Below are 16,827 nucleotides of genomic sequence, written 5' to 3'. Positions count from 1 at the left end.
CGTGATCGCCGCGTACGCCGCCAGCTTCGACCCGTCCGCCCCGTTGAACGGGTTGGTGGTCGGTGATCGGCCCTCGCCGGCCGAGCGGGAGGGCTGGACGGTCGTCGAGGTTCGCGCGGCCGCCCTGAACCATCACGACCTCTGGTCGCTCCGCGGCGTGGGCCTGCGCGCCGAGCAGCTGCCGATGATCCTCGGCACAGACGCCGCCGGGGTGACCGCGGACGGCCGCGAGGTCGTCGTGCACGGCGTCGTCAGCCTTCCCGACGAGCCGCGCTCGCTGCTCTCCGAGCGCTACGACGGCACCCTCGCGGAGCAGGTCGCGGTGCCGACGGCGAACCTCGTCGACAAGCCTCCCGCCTTGAGCTTCGTCGAGGCCGCGTGCCTGCCGACGGCCTGGCTGACCGCGTACCGGATGCTGTTCGTGACCGGCCGCGCGACCCCCGGGCAGCGCGTGCTCGTGCAGGGGTCCGGCGGCGGGCTGGCCACCGCGGCGATCCTGCTCGGCAACGCCGCCGGCCTCGAGGTGGTCGTGACGGGTCGCGACGAGGAGCGTCGCTCCCGTGCTCTGTCGTTGGGAGCCGCCGCGGCCGTGGAACCCGGTGCGCGTGTGCCGCGGGTCGACGTGGTCCTGGAGTCCGTCGGCAAGGCGACGTGGTCGCACTCGGTGCGGTCCGTGAAGCCGGGCGGGATCATCGTCGTCGCCGGCGCGACGAGCGGGGACGCGTCGCCAGCCGAGCTGACGCGGATCTTCTTCCACGAGATCACGGTGGCGGGCACGACGATGGGGTCGCGGGACGACCTGTCGAACCTCCTCTCCTTCCTCGCGCGGACCGGTGTGCGGCCGTTGGTGGACTCGACGTTCGCGCTGACCGACGCGTCCGCGGCCCTCTCGCGGCTCTGGGAGGGGAGCCAGACGGGCAAGATCGTGCTCGAGGTCGGCGCGTGACGGTCTGGGAGCCGGACGTCCTCGGACCCGACTACCTGGCCCACACGCTCGCGCTGCGCCCTGACGACGAAGGCGACGTCGTCGCGACCCTCGTGAGGCACGCGCCGCCCACGCCTGAGCCGCTGCGCCCGTCGCGCGCGGTCCTCTACCTGCACGGCTGGTCCGACTACTTCTTCCAAACCGGACTCGCGGAGTACTGGTCCGCCCGGGGGGCCGCCTTCTACGCGCTCGACCTGCGCAAGTACGGCCGCAGCCTGCGCCCGCACCAGACCCCGGGCTACACCGACGACCTCGACGTGTACGACGAGGAGATCGAGGCGTCGCTCGCCGTCGTCCGCGACGAGCTCGGGGCGCACGGCCGGCTCATGGTCATGGGCCACTCGACCGGGGGCCTGATCGCGGCGCTGTGGATGCAGCGGCACCCGGGCGTGGTCAGCGGGCTCGTGCTGAACAGCCCGTGGCTCGAGCTCCAGGGGTCGTCGGTGCTGCGGCACGTGTCCGGTCCGGCCCTCGCGCGCGTCGCGCGCTTCCAGCCCAAGGCCCCGCTGCCCAACATCGATCCCGGGTACTACGCACGCACCCTCGACGCCGCGTCTGGCGGAGAGTGGACGTACAACTCGACCTGGCGCCCGACCCCGTCCTTCCCGGTGCGTGCCGCGTGGTTGCGGGCCGTCACGAGCGGTCACGCGCGCGTCGCCCGCGGGCTGTCCATCGGCGTCCCCATCGTCATGCTGTGCTCCAGCCGCACCCTCATCAGCCCGCGGTGGAGCGAGGACATGCGGTCCGCCGACGTCGTCCTCGACGTGGAGCTCCTGGCGCGTCGAGCCGTGCAGCTCGGGTCCCACGTCACGGTGATCCGGGTGCCCGACGGGCTGCACGACCTGGCCCTGTCGCCCGCGCCCGTCCGCGCGCGGTTCTACGCCGAGATCGACCGGTGGGTGTCGGCGTACGGGTGGGGGTAGGACCTCACGGACGGAGGATGCCCGTGGCCTCCGCCAGCGTCGGGCCGCCCTCGCCGAGGCGCCAGGCGCGCCAGCCGTCGACCGGGTTCTCCGACGCGACCGAGACCGACGCGGCCTCGTCCGGGTTCGCGTAGACCTCACCCGTCGGCAGCTCGATCAGACCGTCCGAGCGGAGCATCGCCTCGATCCGCTGTCCGCGGCGTGCGCGGACCCAGACGAGCGTCGTGACCGCGCGACGGCTCTTGGCCAGTGTCGCCAGCTCGGGCACCGCGAGCGGGACGCCGTTCCCGTTGGTCCGCTCGGGGCCGCCGCGGCGCTCGACCGGCAAGGGCGACGGCCGCGTGGCCGGACGGGCCGGGCGCAGCGGCTGGGTCGGGTGCGCGGCCCGGGCGAGCTCCGCCCAGACGCGCTCGACCTCGCGTGTGGCGTCGGCGGGCTCGTCAGGTCCAGCGGTCTCCGCAGCGCGCGTGACCTGGTCGTTGCTGGGCGCCTCGGTGTGCGCGTTCGTCGGCGCCGGCAGGAACGGGCGGGGGCCGGCGATGTCGTTCGACGTGTCGCGAGACGCGTCGTCCACGTGCGCAGGCAGGTGGTGGGCGGGCGTGCTGCGCGGCGGCGTCTGCTCCTGTGCCGCGCGGAGGCCGACGACCGGGGTCAGCGTCGTGGGCGCCTCGTGCGTCGACTGTGGCGCCTGGGCGGAGGGCGGCGAGTGCGTCACCGTGGTTCGCTCCGGCGCCCGTCGGCCGGCCCGCTCGCCGGCATCTTCCCGGGTCTCCGGCTCGTCGCTCACGACCCGCTCGATCAGGACCGTCTCGTCGACGGGTGCGGCGCGGCGGACGATCGGCGTCGGCTCGGTCAGGGTGGACTGGGCAGGCGACGGCGCGATCACGGCCCGGAGCTCGCCCGACGACGGCTTGCGAGGCGGCTCGAAGGTCGTCGGCCCCGTGAACCCTTCGCTGGTGCGGACCAGCCGCAGCGCGGTCGGCTCGACGGACCGGCGGGCGCCCTCGTGGGTGGCGAGCGGCGAGACGTCGAGCAGCCGGCGCTCGTCCTCACCGCGCACGACGCCGATCTGCAGGACGTCCACGTGGCGACCGGGGCCACGCAGGAAGGCCAGGGTGTCGCTCGCCTCGGCGGCGACCTCCGAGCAGAGCAGGATCAGCCGGACGCCCTCGCGACGCGTCGCCTGCGCACCGAACGCCGCCTGCTCGCGGAACGCGGCGAAGTCGGCGCCGAACCGGCTGGGGTCCGGGTGGTAGGCGCGGGCCAGGTCGGTCGTCGTCATCCGTGCCGCCGCGCCGGCGTGCCGCAGGGCCGAGATGATCGCGTCGTCGTCGAGGACCTGCCCGACGTCGAGCACGACAGGGCGGCCCGTGGCGTCGAGGGCCAGCAGTCCGGGCAGGTCCGCGTGGTCCGGCGACGAGGTGCGCGAACGCACCGCGAACAGCGGCTCGCCGGCGATCGCCGCGAGGTGGTGGGTCAGGAGCGCCGCAGCCTCCTGCGCGAAGGAGCCGGCCAGGGGCTGCATCGGCTGGACAAGGCGCGGTCGGCCCTCGTCGAGCTCGAAGATGGGCATCAGTCCCGGCCTTCCTGGGCACGCCGCCGCCTGCCGCACGTTCAGTTCTTGCCGCCCGCGGAGGCCGTCTGCTCACGCGTGCGACCACACTGTCCCACAGCGGACCCGGCGCGTCAGCCGGTCCGTCGGACGCGCCGGTATCAGTTTGGCGCGATCACCCGCATGCGCAGAAACCTGCCGCCGGATCGTGGTGCATCACACACCCCGGTGGCACCCGTCAGTCCTGCGCGAGGGCCGCCTCGACGCGCGCGACCTTGCCCGTGAGCTCCCCGGTGCGCCCCGGTCGGATGTCGGCCTTGAGCACCAGGCTGACCCGGTGCCCGTGCCGACCGACGGCCTCGGTGGCTCGTCGCACCACGTCCATGACCTCGTCCCACTCGCCCTCGAGCGTGGTGAACATGGCGTCGGTCTGGTTGGGCAGACCCGACTCCCGGACGACGCGCACGGCATCGGCGACGGCGGCGGTCACGGACTCGCCCGCACCAAGCGGGGCGACGGAGAAGGCGACGAGCATGCGCCCACCCTGGTCCGTGCGGCGTCGGGTGTCCAACCGCCGGCGTCCGCTACGGTGTCGGCCTCGTCGTCGTCGATCCGAGGAGCGCCGCAGTGGTCCGTGCCGTCGTCGCCGTCCCCGTCGCCCTCGCCGTCGTCCTCGGACTGTCAGCGTGCGCGGACCCCGAGCCCGAGGCGAGTGCCCCGTCTGCTCCTGCGCTCGCCACGAGCTACACCTACTCGCTCGCCTCCAGCTGCGGCGAACGAGGGTTCATCGGCACGTTCTCGGTCACGGTCGAGGATGGGCGGGTCACGGCGGTCGAGGGCCTCGACGAACCGGGTGGCAGAGCCGCGGACATGCCTGGGGTCCTCGACGACGCACCGTCGATCGAGGAGCTCACCGCACGCGCGGCGGCCGAGCACCCGTCCGAGGTCGGGTACGACGCCACCGGCCTGCTCACGAAGGTCTCGTTCGACCCGGACCCCCAGGCGATCGACGACGAGGAGTGCTACGTGCTGAGCGGGTACACGCCCGCTTCCTGAGCCGGCTGTCGGCGGCTGCCGGTAGAACTGGTGCCATGACGCGATGGGCCGACATCCGGGCCGAGGTGCCCGACCTCGCCGCCGAGGTCGAGGCGCTGTTCCGCTCCGGGACCAACAAGACCCTGGCCACGATCCGCGCCGACGGCTCGCCACGGATCTCCGGCACCGAGCTCGAGATCGGCGACGACGTCACGCTCGGGATGATGCCGCAGAGCCGCAAGCTCGCTGACGTGCTGCGCGACCCGCGCGTCGCCGTCCACTCCCCCACGCTGGAGCCGCCCAAGGACCCCGCCTCGTGGGTCGGTGAGGCCAAGCTGGCCGGACGGCTGGTCCAGATCGAGCCGCCCGAGGGTTCGCCACCCTCGACCGCGTTCGCGCTCGATGTGACCGAGGTGGTCCACACGCGGCTCGACGAGACCGCGACCTACCTGGTCGTGCGCTCGTGGCACCCCGGACGTGGGCTCACCGAGCTGCGGCGGACATAGCCTGCAGCCGCCGCCTGGGTGCACTCGGACCTCGGCGCGCGGGGGTCGGGCGCGTCGGTTGGGGTGTGTCAGGCGGTCGGTTCGCGGGCCGGCAGGTGCGCTGCGAGGAGCTCGGCGAGGTGGATGCCCTCGACGCCGGCGAGCTGTTCCGCCTGCGTGCGGCAGGAGAACCCGTCGGCCAGGTAGACGTCACCAGGGGCAGCGTCCCGAAGCGCGGGCAGGAGCGAGTTCTCCGCGACCGCGACCGACACGTCGTAGTGCCCCTTCTCCATGCCGAAGTTCCCGGCGAGCCCGCAGCACCCGGCCAGAGCGGAGAACTGCGCACCCGCCTCCGTCAGCAACGCGCGGTCGGGGTTCCACGTCATCACCGAGTGGTGGTGGCAGTGCGGCTGGACGACGGCGGTGACGTCGGACAGGTCGGGCACCTGCCAGCGGTCGCCTGGTCCGATCGGCGCGGGAGCCGTGAGCAGCTCCGCGAGCGTGCGGGTCTCGCGGGCGACCGCCACCGCGCGGGGGTCGTCGGGGAACAGGTCGCGCAGGTCCGAGCGCAGCACGGCCGTGCACGACGGCTCCAGCCCGACGATCGGGATGCCGTTGACGGCGAACGGCCCGAGGACCTCGAGCAGCTGCGACAGCTGCCTGCGCGCGCCGTCCAGCTGGCCGGTGCTGATCCAGGTGAGGCCGCAGCAGGCCTTCTGCTCGGGCACCAGCACCTCGTACCCGGCGTCGCGCAGCACGGCCACCGCGGCGTGCGCGACGGTCGGCGACAGGGTGTCGGAGAACGTGTCCGTCCAGAGCAGCACCTTGGGCCTGCCCACACCCTCGTCGCGCCCGAGCGAGAGGTCGCTCGCACGACCCTCGGGCCGGACGTCGGCCGTGTTGTTGTCCCGGGCGGTCACCAGCGTGACGTCGTCGCGACCCTCGCCGCGGGTCCACGCACGGAACGGGGTGCGGGCGAACGTGATCATCTGGCGACGCGTGTCCATGCCACCGCCGGCCAGGACCGCCTTGGCGACCGGTCGGATGCCCAGAACCGCGTTGGTCAGCGCCGCGAGGCCGGGGACCCCGGTGACCAGCCGAGCCCAGCGGGGCAGCCACCCCAGGGCGTAGTGCGACATCGGCCGCACCTTCCCGCGATATGTACGGTGCAAGATCTCCGACTTGTACTGAGCCATGTCGACGCCTGCGGGGCAGTCCGACGAGCACGCCTTGCAGCTCAGGCAGAGGTCGAGCGACTCGTGCACCTCGGGCGACGACCAGCCGCCGGAGACCAGCGTGCCGTTCGCCAGCTCCTGCAGCACGCGCGCTCGCCCGCGGGTCGAGTCCTTCTCGTCCTTCGTCGCCAGGTACGACGGACACATGAACCCGCCCGCCGCCGTGTTGTCGGCGCGGCACTTGCCCACGCCGACGCAGCGGTGCACGGCCGTGGTCAGGTCGCCGGCGTCGTGCGCGAAGGAGAACCCGTGGCCGTCGGCGAGCAGCGGGCGGGCCCACGGGCGTCGGAGGTCCGCATCCAGCGGCCGAGGCCGGACCAGCACGCCGGGGTTGAGCAGGTCGCGGGGGTCGAAGAGGTCCTTGAACGCGCCGAACAGGCCGATGGCCTTCGGCGTGTACATCACCGACAGCAGCTCGGAGCGGGCGCGACCGTCGCCGTGCTCCCCCGACAGCGAGCCGCCGTGCGAGGCGACCAGCGCGGCCGCGTCCTCCATGAACGCGCGCAGGGGGTTGCCCGACCGGCCGAGCGGGATGTCGAGACGCAGGTGCACGCACCCGTCGCCGAAGTGCCCGTACGCCAGGCCGTCGACGCGGTGCGCCGCCATGAGCGCCTCGAGCTCGCGCAGGTAGGCGCCGAGCCGCTCCGGCGGCACCGCCGAGTCCTCGAAGCCGGGCCAGGCCTGCTCCCCCGACGGCGTCCGACCGCCCAGGCCTGCACCGTCCTCGCGGATGCGCCACATGCGGGCGGCGTCGGGACCGGGCGGGAAGAGTCCGACGGCGGTCGTTCCGGCGTCGGCGGCGAGGGCGTTCGCGCGGGACAGGGCCTCGTCGAGGTCGGCACCGCCGACCTCGACCATCAACCAGCCGCCGCCGGGCGGCAGGGTCGGGACGGCGGCGGCACCGCGCACTCGTCGGACCACGTCCACCAGGCGCGAGTCCATGCCCTCGATCGCCAGGGGCGCGTGCGCGAGCAGCGCGGGGACGGCGTCGGCCGCGGCGGGCATGTCCGGGTAGCCGAGGACGACCAGGACCGGGGCGGCGGCGATCGGGACGAGTCGGACGGTCGCGCCGAGCAGCGTGCCGACCGTCCCCTCGGTGCCGACGAGCGCCTTGGCGAGGTCGGTGCCCCTCTCGGGGAGCAGGTGCTCGAGGGAGTAGCCGGAGACCTGCCGCCCGAAGCGACCCAGCTCGGTGCGGATGACGTCGAGGTGGGCCCGGACCAGCCCGTCGAGACCCGGGACCACGTCGAGCGCACCTGCGCCCGACGACGCGGTGAAGCGCCGACCGGTCCCGTCGACCATGTCGAGGGCGAGCACGTTGTCGGCGGTGCGGCCATAGGCGACCGCGCGAGGGCCGCAGGCGTTGTTGCCGATCATCCCGCCGAGCGTCGCGCGGGCCTGCGTGCTCGGATCGGGACCGAAGCGGAGCCCGTGCGGTGCAGCCGCCTTCTGGAGCGCGGCCATGACGACGCCCGGCTCGACCCGAGCGGTCTGTTCCGAAGGGTCGATCGAGAGGATGCGGTTCACGTGCCGCGAGAAGTCGAGCACGATCCCGGTGCCGACCGCGTTGCCGGCCACGCTCGTTCCGCCGCCGCGCGCGGTCAGCGGAACGCCCAGGTCGCGCGACACCTCGAGCGCGGCCTCGACGTCGTCGGTGTCCTGCGGGAAGGCCACCACCTGCGGGACCACCCGGTAGTTGGACGCGTCCGTGGAGTACTCGGCCCGCCGACGGCTGGAGTCGTCGACCGACCCACGCATCGCGGACCGCAGCGCCGCCACGACCTGCGCGCTGTCCACGTTCCCTGCCACAGTCTCGGTCACGGCCGCCACCCGCGCAGTCTCCCATCGGAGACGCCCACCCCGTCACAGGTGCCCACGAAACCGGCCGCGCCCCACCGCTCCCGCCAACGTCCGCACTCGAGGGCGCCATAGGCCCATCGAGTGCGGACGTTGCCGGAAGTGATTCAGCAACGTCCGCACTCGTGGGGGTTATTGGCCACACGAGTGCGGACGTTGCTGGGTGGGCGGCGGGGTCAGTCGAGGGCTGCGTCCAGGGTGATCGTCGTGCCGGTGAGGGCCTTGCTGACCGGGCAGCCGACCTTCGCGGCCTGTGCGGCCGCCTCGAACGCGTCGGCGTCCAGGCCCTCGACCTCGGCGCGGACGGTCAGGTGGATCGCGCTGATGCCGACCCCGCCCGCGGGGTCGGGCGACAGGGTGACGTCGGCGGTGACCTGGTGCGCGATCGGGGTGCCGCCGGCGCGGGCGATCTCGCCGGCCAGCGCCATCGAGTAGCACGACGAGTGCGCGGCGGCGATGAGCTCCTCGGGGCTCGTCGTCCCGTCAGCGGTCTCGGCCGTGCGCCGGGGGAACGAGACGTCGAACGTGCCGAGCCCGGAGCTGGTCAGCTCGACCTGGCCGCTGCCCTCCTGCAGGGTGCCGTTCCACGCGGTGCGAGACGTACGGGTAGCCATGGGTACTCCTTCGATGGACGTCGACGAGGGGTCCACGTTAGGAGGGGACGGGCGTCAGCGCGCGCGATCGAGGTGGATCGAGACGATCTGCGCCGGAGCGCCGGCCTCGCTCAGGGCGACCGCAGCCCGGGCGTGCAGGGCGCGGCGCTCGTCGGGAGGCAGTCCGTTGTACAACGCCGCCCGGACCAGGTCGTGCCCGAAGACGAGCCGGTCGCCGCGCGCGCGGACCACACCTGCGGCGAGCCCGTGCCGAAGGGTGCGCCAGCAGTCGGCGACAGGCTCCTGGGCGAGCATCGCCAGGTCCGTCATCACGAACGACGTGCCGAGCACGGACGCCTGACCGAGCAGGACCAGCACGTCGTTGCCCAGGTACTCGATCCGTCGGCGGACCACCTCGTCCAGGGGGACGAGCCAGACGGAACCCGTCGCGTCGTGCACGCCCTCCGTGGTCACGAGCGCACCCGACGAGCGTGCGGTCCGCACCACGTCCGCGACGAACCGCGGGTTCCCGCCGGTCGTCGCGAGGGTCCCTCGCAGCGACGGCCCGACCGGACCGCCGACGAGGTGCTCCGCCAGCTCGACCGTCGCGCGACCGCTCAGGGGCCGCAGCTCCAGGTGCCGAGCGCCGGCACGGGTCCAGGCCGCGACGACGGCGGCGAGCTCGGGCCGGTACGGGACGGGACGCATGGTGAGGATCACCAGCGCGTTGTGCAGAGCGCCCTCGTGCGCGAGCTCGTGCAGGACGTCGAGCGACGCCGCGTCCGACTCGTGCACGTCGTCGAGCACGAGCGCCCAGGGGCGCGCGGCACCGCGCTTGCGCAGCAGGTCGGCGAACATGGCGCCCGCGCGGACGATCTCGTCGTCCGGCACGGTGGGCGCCGCGTAGAACGCGTCGAGGAGCCCGGCGAGCTCGATCTCCAACGGGGTTCGCGACGGGCTCTGCAGCAGCGCGTCGGACAGCACCGCGAACGGCCACGGTCGCATGCTCGACGCCCGCGCGGTGCTCAGCTGGACGTCGAGGAGCCGGGCGGAGCCGCGCAGGGCATCGACGAGGCTGGACTTGCCGACCCCGGCCTCACCTTCGAGCAGGACGGTGACGCCCTGGCCGCCGGCCGCGGTCGCGAGCAGGTCGTCGAGATCGTCGAGCTCAGCAGCCCGGCCGACGAGGGGCCAGGTCCGTCCGTGCCCGGGGGAGCTCATGGCCCGATCGTAGGACCGGTCAGCCCGAGTACTCCCAGTGCCACGCCTCAGGCTTGGTGCCACGGATCTCGGCCCAGCCGGGGTGGACCCACTGGAGACCGGGTGCGTTCGCGTCCATCCAGGCGTGCTGCCTGGTGCCGAAGGCCTCGATGCCACCGCCGAGGTCGACCGCGATGCCGTTGCCGTGGTTGGACGTTCCGGGAGTGGCGCACAGGTAGCCCTTGGTGCGCAGGCAGGAGATCTGTCCGGCGTACGAGCGGTACGAGTCGGAGATCACCAGGTCGGTGCCGAAGTGTGCGCGGTACGCGGTGTTGAGGACGTCGAGCTGCTGGGCGGCGTCGCAGCGCAGGTGCACGGAGGCGTCGAAGGTGACGCCGCAGAGGGCGGCCTCGGGGATGCGGCCGTTCGAGTAGCCCCGCAGGGACTGCTTCCATGCGGCGCGCTGCGCGGCGGCTGCCGCGGCCTGGGCGGCTGCTGCGGCGTCCGCGGCGGCCTGGGCCTCGGCGGCTGCGGCGGCCTGGGCAGCGGCGTCCGCAGCGGCCTGGGCTGCAGCGGCGGCCGCGAGGCGGTTCGCCTCGGCGCTGGTGCGCACGTCGGCGGTGAGGGTGGCGACCGCGGCGACGGCTTCGCGCAGCTGCGCTGTGGCGGTGTCTTCGATGCCGTCGGTCGGCGGGATCGTCGCGACAGGCGAGGTCGTCGCCGAGGGCGAGGTCGTCGGCGAGTCCGTCGGCGCCGGCTGCTCGGTGGCTGCCTTCGCCGTCGGCGCGACGAGGGCGTCGGCGGCCGACTTTTCGAGCACCGGCTCCGCTGCGGGGACCGGGCCGGGGTCGGTCACCGCGGGCGTCGCGGGGGCGACGGGCGCCGCGGGGGCGGGGGCGGGGGCGGCAGCAGGGGCCGCCGGCGCGGGGACGGCGACGGTGGCGGCCGCGACCTCGGCCGCTGCGACCGGGTCGACCGCCGCGACGAGCCGGTTCAGCTTGGCGGTCGCGGCCTCGAGCGCGGCGAGCTGCGCGGCGTCGACGGCGGCTTCGCTGCCCTCCGCCTGCACGGCGTGGGCGACCTCGAGGGCGTCGGTGGCGACGTCGACGGCGCCGTGACGGGCGGCGGCCACCTCAGCGGCGGCGCGGGCGGTGTGGGAGGCGCCGAGCGGCGCTCCGGCGCTGCCGGCGCTCGCACCCGCGGCCATGGTGGCGCAGAGGCTCACCGCGAGGGCGGCGACCACACCTCCCTGGGCCAGTCGGGCCGGACGCGGCAGGGACACCTTCGGCACGACCGGCGCAGGGCGCGCTGAGGCGTGCCGACCGCTCTCGGGCCGACCTCGTCGGAGAAACTTGTTACTCACGCGTGACACGTTAAGTGTTTCGGACGGTCGTCCAGGTGAACTTGAGCCCGAACGCGGGGGAGATCTCGTGCGCATCTCGTTACGGTGTCGTCACACAATTCACAGCGAGGGCCCGCTAGGCTTCCGCCGTGCTCCCTGCCGACCGCTCCGACGACTCGACCGCGCCGCCGACACCGACCGGTCTCGACGACCTCTACGACATCGCCCGGTTGGCCGAGCGGCTCGGCGTCGAGCACGCCACCATCCGGGTCTGGCTGTCCCGCAAGGTGCCGTGGCTGCCCCAGCCCGACGGCCGGCTCAACGGCGGAGCGGTCTGGCGCGCGACCGCCCTGGAGGGCATCGAGACCCGTCGCGAGCGTGGCCGTCCGGGCCGCAAGCCGAAGTTCGTCCCGGCACCCGCGGCGGCCGAGGTGCCGCGCACGGGCATGCTTCCGGTGGTCCCGCCGGTCGAGAACGGCGGTGGCGACGACGAGGCCGACCACGGTGTCCGCGAGCGCGAGCAGCGCGCCGGCTGACCCGGGCAGCACCGGAGCGGCCCCGGCGCGCGGCGTCGGGGCGCACACCAGCCAGGAGTCGACGTCGCCCATGCCCTGGACCTCGGCACGACGGCACGGGCACTGAACCTCCACGGTCGCGACCACCCCGATGGCGGAGCGCGCTCGTAGGCTCGGACGATGGGCATGGGCGCTGACCCGCAGCGCGCCGCCGACGTGGCCGACGCGATGCGCGCGCTCGCGCGGACGGGTTTCCTGCCTGCCGAGCAGCGTGCGTACGCCGCCCAGGATCGCCCGCTGCCGCTCTGGCACGGACAGACGAACTCCCAGCCGAGCACGGTCGCGACGATGCTGCGGCTGCTGGAGGTGCCCGTGGGCGGTCGCGTGCTCGACGTCGGCGCGGGGTCCGGCTGGACGACGGCGCTGCTCGCCCGGCTCGTCGGCCCCGGCGGGTCGGTGCTCGGGCTGGAGCTCGACCCGCAGCTCGCACGGTGGGGCGCGGCCAACCTCGCCGCGCAGCGGATGCCGTGGGCCACGCTCGAGCCGGCCGCGCCGGACGTCCTCGGACGGCCGGTCGAGGGCGGCTGGCCGCGGATCCTGGTCTCGGCGGCGCCCCGGTCGATGCCGGCAGAGCTGGTGGCGCAGCTCGCCGAGGACGGCGGCCGGATGGTGATCCCTGTGAGATCCACCCTGCAGGTCGTGCTCCGGGCCGAGGGGCGCACCACCGTGACCTCGCACGGCTCGTACAGCTTCGTGCCCTTGCGCTGAGCGGTTCGCCGCCGCCAGGCGGGATGATGTGGCCCCGGCGATGGCGAATACGGAAACTCCTCAGTAACGTGCACGAGTCGGGCACTCGGTGTGACTCCGGTCACGCCGGGTGTTTGCTCGCCGGTCCGCAGCAAACGAGGGATTCACACATGTCACGTCGATCGGTCGTCGCCACACTCGCAGCGCTGTCGCTCACGGTCAGCGTGGCGATGTTCGGAGCAGGGACGGCTGCGGCGGCGCCCCCACCGTCGGACGGCCCCACTGCGGCGGGGTCGCTCCCCCCGCGGCCCGACGCGAAGCGGGCCACCGCCCAGCTGAAGGGCCTCGACGGAGTCACCGGTACCGTCACCGCGTTCGTCCAGCTGGACGCTGCCGCCGGCGCCGACGTCGCGGCCGACGGCGGCACCCCCGCACAGGTCCAGGCCGCGGCCGACAGCACCGAGGCGCTGGCCGACGAGGTCGTCCCGCAGCAGCTGACCAAGCGGACGATGGCGTCGCCCGCGCCCAAGCAGATCGCGACGCTGACCAACCTCGTGGCCGGCACGCTCGTCACCGGCGACGCCGCCCGGGTGCGCAACCTCGCGTCGTCGCCGGACGTCGTGGCCGTGTATCGCGTCATCCCGAAGTCCCTCGACAACGCGCACTCCGTCGAGTTCACGCGCGCACTGGCCACCTGGCAGGACACCGGGGTGACCGGGGAGGGGGTGCGGATCGGCGTCGTCGACACCGGCCTGGACTACACCCACGCCGACTTCGGCGGGGCCGGCACGGTCGCCGCGTACCAGGCCGCGTACGGGGTCGACGGCTCCCAGCCGATCCCGGCAGGGTCGTTCGACCCGACGAAGTTCATCGGCGGGTACGACTTCGCCGGCCCGCACTACGACCCGGAGGGCCTGATCGACGGGTCCAGCCCGGTGCCGGTGCCCGACAACAACCCGATCGACGCGCCGTACACCGGGGGGAACGACGGGCACGGGACGCACGTCTCGGGCACCGCCGCGGGCTTCGGCGTCCTGCCCGACGGCACGACCTTCCGCGGCGACTACTCCGCGCTCGGCAGCGTCGCCGACTGGCAGGTCGGACCGGGCACCGCGCCCGGCGCCGGGCTCTACTCCCTCAAGGTGTTCGGCGACTCCGGCGGCTCCACCGAGCTGGTCTCGTTGGCGCTGGACCGGGCCGCCGACCCGAACGGCGACGGCGACTTCGGCGACCGGCTCGACATCGTCAACATGTCCCTCGGTGAGGACGGCGCGCCCGCCGACGACCCCGAGAACCTGCTCGTCGACCGGCTGACCGCCCTCGGCACGGTCGTCGTGAACTCGGCCGGCAACTCCGGTGACGTGACCGACATCGACGGCTCCCCGGGCAACTCGGCGAGCGCCCTGACGGTGGCCTGGTCGGTCGGCTCACCGTTGACCTACGACGCCGTGAAGGTCACCGCGGCCGCGAACCCTGCGCTCGTCGGGCTCCACCCCGGCCAGAACTCGATCGCCTACACCGGTCCGGACGTCACCGCACCGGTCGGCGACCCGGGTGGCGACTTCGACGGCTGCACCGCGTTCACACCGCAGCAGGCTGCGGCCGTCGCCGGGAAGATCGCCTACCTGTGGTGGGACGACAACGACTCGACCCGCCGGTGCGGGTCCGTCGTCCGGTTCGGCTACGCGGCCGCCGCCGGCGCGGTCGGCGTGCTGCTCCCGACCGAGTCGGCCGTGTTCACCGCCGGCATCTCCGGGATCGCCGCGATCCCCGGGCTGCAGATGACCGCCGGGACCACGGACCTCCTGCTGCCCGAGATCAAGAACGGGACGCTCACGGCCGAGATCGGGCCGGACCTGGCCGCCTCGGTGGAGGACGAGTCTGCCGGTGACGTGCTGAACCCGAGCTCCGCGCGCGGCACCCACGGCTCGCTCGGCTGGTCCAAGCCCGACGTCGCCGCACCGGGCTCGCTGATCTTCTCGGCCGCTTCCGGGTCCGGCAACGAGCCGCAGTCGCTGTCGGGGACGTCGATGGCATCGCCGCACGTGGCTGGGATCGCTGCACTGGTCCGGGCCGCGCACCCCAGCTGGGGATCCACGGACATCAAGGCTGCCGTGGTCAACACCGCGACGCACGACCTGTACGCCGGCCCGAACCACACCGGGCTCACCTACGGTCCGGAGCGCGTCGGCTCGGGTCGCGTGGACGCCCTGAACGCGGTCAGCACGGACGTCGTCGCGTACAACTCCGAGGCGCCGGCGCAGACGTCGGTGACCTGGGGCATCGTCCCCGTCGGGGCGACCACGGTCGTGCAGAAGAAGACCGTCACGGTGAAGAACTTCGGCACGACGAGCCAGCGGTTCACCGCCTCGGTGAGCAGCGCCTCGAAGGCGGGCGGCGCGACGATCACGGCGTCGCCCGAGTCGTTCACGCTCGCCGCCGGTCGGACCCAGATCGTGACGCTCACGCTCACGGCCGACCCCGCCACGCTCGAACGCCAGATCGACCCGACGATGGACCCCAAGACGACCATCGCGGGAGACCCGCCCGTGACCCTCTCCCGCGACTACGTCGCCGAGGTCAGCGGACGGCTCGTCCTGACGTCCGGCAGCCAGGAGCTGCGCGTGCCGCTGCAGGCGGCACCGCGGCTCGTGTCCAACCTCACCGCGGCGCCTGTCACGTTCGCGGACCCGACCGCGACGACCGCCGGTCTGGCGCTGTCGGGTCGCGGGGTCGCGTCCGGTGGCTGGTACTCGCTGACGACGCCGCTCATCCTGGGCTCCACCAGCCCGCAGCTGGAGCCTGCACCGGCCCTCGCGGTGTCACCGTCGGCGCGGGCGTCCGGGGACATCAGGTACGTCGGCTGGGCCTCGACCGCGCCGGTGATCGCTGCGGCCGGTGGCGACCCGACGGACGGCCAGCTCGGCATCGGGGTCGCGACGAACGGCGAGTGGGCCAGCCTCGGCCTCGCCGTCATCCCGATCATCGAGACCGACATCGACGGCGACGGGACCTGGGACCTCGAGACCGACGTCGTGAAGTACGACGGCACCACCGACCTGACCGTCGCGGCCACGTTCGACGAGGCCACGGGCGACCAGGTGGGCCTCGAGCTGGTCAACGGGTTCACCGGGGCGGTGGACACCGGCATCTTCGACGCCAACGTGTTCGTCGCTCCGATCGACCTCGGCGACGCCGGTATCCCGGCGGGCTCGACGCCGCGGGTGCGCGTGCTGACCCTCGCCAACTTCGGCCTGATCGACACCGCACCGGCGTTCACCGTGAACCCGTACGACCCGCCGTTCTGGTTCGAGAACAACATCGACGACTCGTTCACGTCGGTCGGCGGGAACGGCACGATCCTCCCCGTGCACAAGGGCACCGGCGCCGCCACGAGCAAGCTGCTGGTGCTCAAGAACCAGAACCCCGACGTCGCGTCCCGGTGGCAGGTGGTCGACGTCACGGTCCCGACGCCGGCCGCGACCACCACCACGCTGTCCGTCTCCGGTGACAAGACGGCCGGCAAGCCGCTCACCCTCACGGCGACGGTCTCGCCGTACGCGGCCGCAGGGACGGTCACGTTCCTGGACGGCACGAAAGCCGTCGGGTCCGCGCCGGTCGACAAGGGCAAGGCGAGCGTCAGCGTGAAGCTCCACGCCGGCACCCACACGCTGACGGCAGCCTTCACACCCGGCAACGGCCTCTACGCCCCGTCCACGTCCCCCCCGGTGTCCGTCACCATCAAGAAGTCGGCGTCCACCACGACCCTCACCCTGTCCCACCGGACTGCCGCCTTCGGGTCCAGGACGACCGCGACCGTCAAGGTCACGGGCGCCAGCGCGGCACCCGGCGGCTCCGTGAGGATCAAGGACCACGGTCTGGTGATCGGCACCGCCAAGCTCACGGTCACCGGGCGCGTCGGCAGGGCGACGATCACCCTGCCGAAGGACCTCGCCGTCGGCACGCACCACCTGACCGCCGTCTTCGGGGGCAGCGCGGACGTGTCCGGGTCGCAGGGGGGTGCGTACTACGTCGTGACCAAGGCGCAGTCCACGACGAGGGTCTCGGCGGTGTCGTGGTCGGTCCCCAGGGGCAGCACCCCGACCGTCACCGTCACGGTCCGCAGTCCGGCCGGCGCACCGACCCCGACCGGCACCGCGGTCGTCACGCTGAACAACACGCGGATCGGCACCGTCCACCTGTCGGGCGGCGTCGGCACGATCACCCTGCCGGCGGTCCAGAGGTCGGGCGTGGTCGTCGCGACCTACGGCGGCGACCGCGGCTACAGGGGGTCCTCCGCCAGCCACACCCTGACGGTGATGCGCCAGGGCTGAGGTGTCGCGACGAGGGCCGCGCGG

Annotated in this window: 13 protein-coding genes; 7 read left to right on the top strand and 6 right to left on the bottom strand. The window is 73.6% G+C overall.

All coding sequences use genetic code 11. The annotated features are described in order from the left end of the window. Nucleotide 1 precedes the first annotated feature (1 nt). A complete protein-coding gene (locus I847_RS0116825; RefSeq protein WP_028050617.1) occupies nucleotides 2-946 on the top strand; it encodes a quinone oxidoreductase in 945 nt (314 codons plus the stop codon). Further along, nucleotides 943-1,908 (top strand): alpha/beta hydrolase, encoded by a 966-nt coding sequence (locus I847_RS0116820; protein WP_028050616.1) that lies wholly within the window; start codon nucleotides 943-945, stop codon nucleotides 1,906-1,908. The genes I847_RS0116825 and I847_RS0116820 overlap by 4 nt, the downstream gene beginning before the upstream one ends. A gap of 4 nt (nucleotides 1,909-1,912) precedes the next feature. Here I847_RS0116820 and I847_RS0116815 read toward each other — a convergent pair whose 3' ends face one another. Both I847_RS0116815 and I847_RS0116810 read right to left on the bottom strand, forming a co-directional pair. Continuing rightward, nucleotides 1,913-3,481, bottom strand: a complete 1,569-nt coding sequence (locus tag I847_RS0116815; RefSeq protein WP_028050615.1) for a hypothetical protein — start codon at nucleotides 3,479-3,481, stop codon at nucleotides 1,913-1,915. 217 nt (nucleotides 3,482-3,698) lie between these two features. Next, nucleotides 3,699-3,995: an MTH1187 family thiamine-binding protein gene (locus tag I847_RS0116810; protein WP_028050614.1), complete on the bottom strand. Its 297-nt coding sequence runs from the start codon at nucleotides 3,993-3,995 to the stop codon at nucleotides 3,699-3,701. 92 nt (nucleotides 3,996-4,087) lie between these two features. Between I847_RS0116810 and I847_RS24445 the strand changes: the two genes are divergently transcribed. Both I847_RS24445 and I847_RS0116800 read left to right on the top strand, forming a co-directional pair. Beyond that, a complete protein-coding gene (locus tag I847_RS24445) occupies nucleotides 4,088-4,516 on the top strand; it encodes a DUF6174 domain-containing protein (RefSeq protein ID WP_051275013.1) in 429 nt (142 codons plus the stop codon). A 35-nt stretch (nucleotides 4,517-4,551) separates the two neighbouring features. Then, complete coding sequence (locus I847_RS0116800) at nucleotides 4,552-5,001, top strand: pyridoxamine 5'-phosphate oxidase family protein (RefSeq protein ID WP_028050613.1); 450 nt, start codon at nucleotides 4,552-4,554, stop codon at nucleotides 4,999-5,001. A gap of 68 nt (nucleotides 5,002-5,069) precedes the next feature. Here I847_RS0116800 and I847_RS24440 read toward each other — a convergent pair whose 3' ends face one another. The 4 genes from I847_RS24440 to I847_RS27630 form a co-directional block, all read right to left on the bottom strand. Further along, entirely contained in the window at nucleotides 5,070-7,973 is a 2,904-nt protein-coding gene (locus I847_RS24440) for an FAD-binding and (Fe-S)-binding domain-containing protein (protein WP_051275089.1), read from the bottom strand. Nucleotides 7,974-8,248: 275 nt separating this feature from the next. Then, a complete protein-coding gene (locus I847_RS0116790) occupies nucleotides 8,249-8,686 on the bottom strand; it encodes an OsmC family peroxiredoxin (protein WP_028050612.1) in 438 nt (145 codons plus the stop codon). A 54-nt stretch (nucleotides 8,687-8,740) separates the two neighbouring features. Then, nucleotides 8,741-9,886 carry an AAA family ATPase gene (locus I847_RS0116785; RefSeq protein WP_028050611.1) on the bottom strand — a complete coding sequence of 382 codons (1,146 nt, stop codon included), beginning with the start codon at nucleotides 9,884-9,886 and terminating at the stop codon, nucleotides 8,741-8,743. 19 nt (nucleotides 9,887-9,905) lie between these two features. Continuing rightward, entirely contained in the window at nucleotides 9,906-11,228 is a 1,323-nt protein-coding gene (locus I847_RS27630; protein ID WP_155856201.1) for a M15 family metallopeptidase, read from the bottom strand. Between the two features lie 128 nt (nucleotides 11,229-11,356). Here I847_RS27630 and I847_RS0116775 point away from each other — a divergent pair, with 128 nt between their 5' ends. The 3 genes from I847_RS0116775 (at nucleotide 11,357) to I847_RS27625 (ending at nucleotide 16,803) form a co-directional block, all read left to right on the top strand. Next, a complete protein-coding gene (locus tag I847_RS0116775; RefSeq protein ID WP_028050610.1) occupies nucleotides 11,357-11,743 on the top strand; it encodes a hypothetical protein in 387 nt (128 codons plus the stop codon). A 159-nt stretch (nucleotides 11,744-11,902) separates the two neighbouring features. After that, nucleotides 11,903-12,490, top strand: coding sequence for a protein-L-isoaspartate O-methyltransferase (locus I847_RS0116770; RefSeq protein WP_081681070.1), 588 nt, complete (start codon nucleotides 11,903-11,905; stop codon nucleotides 12,488-12,490). Nucleotides 12,491-12,639: 149 nt separating this feature from the next. Next, entirely contained in the window at nucleotides 12,640-16,803 is a 4,164-nt protein-coding gene (locus tag I847_RS27625) for a S8 family serine peptidase (RefSeq protein ID WP_028050608.1), read from the top strand. Nucleotides 16,804-16,827 lie beyond the last annotated feature (24 nt).

The sequence above is a fragment of the Cellulomonas sp. URHD0024 genome (assembly GCF_000426185.1).
In the GTDB taxonomy this organism is placed as follows: Bacteria; Actinomycetota; Actinomycetes; order Actinomycetales; family Cellulomonadaceae; genus Cellulomonas.
This window is presented reverse-complemented; position numbering and strand designations above follow the sequence as displayed.

Excerpts from the sequence above, each read along its gene's own strand:
- I847_RS24440 (WP_051275089.1), bottom strand. The coding sequence starts at position 7,973 with ATGCGTGGGTCGGTCGACGACTCCAGCCGTCGGCGGGCCGAGTACTCC.
- I847_RS0116810 (WP_028050614.1), bottom strand. The coding sequence starts at position 3,995 with ATGCTCGTCGCCTTCTCCGTCGCCCCGCTTGGTGCGGGCGAGTCCGTG.
- I847_RS0116770 (WP_081681070.1), top strand. The coding sequence starts at position 11,903 with ATGGGCATGGGCGCTGACCCGCAGCGCGCCGCCGACGTGGCCGACGCG.
- I847_RS0116800 (WP_028050613.1), top strand. The coding sequence starts at position 4,552 with ATGACGCGATGGGCCGACATCCGGGCCGAGGTGCCCGACCTCGCCGCC.
- I847_RS27625 (WP_028050608.1), top strand. The coding sequence starts at position 12,640 with ATGTCACGTCGATCGGTCGTCGCCACACTCGCAGCGCTGTCGCTCACG.
- I847_RS0116790 (WP_028050612.1), bottom strand. The coding sequence starts at position 8,686 with ATGGCTACCCGTACGTCTCGCACCGCGTGGAACGGCACCCTGCAGGAG.
- I847_RS0116785 (WP_028050611.1), bottom strand. The coding sequence starts at position 9,886 with ATGAGCTCCCCCGGGCACGGACGGACCTGGCCCCTCGTCGGCCGGGCT.
- I847_RS0116815 (WP_028050615.1), bottom strand. The coding sequence starts at position 3,481 with ATGCCCATCTTCGAGCTCGACGAGGGCCGACCGCGCCTTGTCCAGCCG.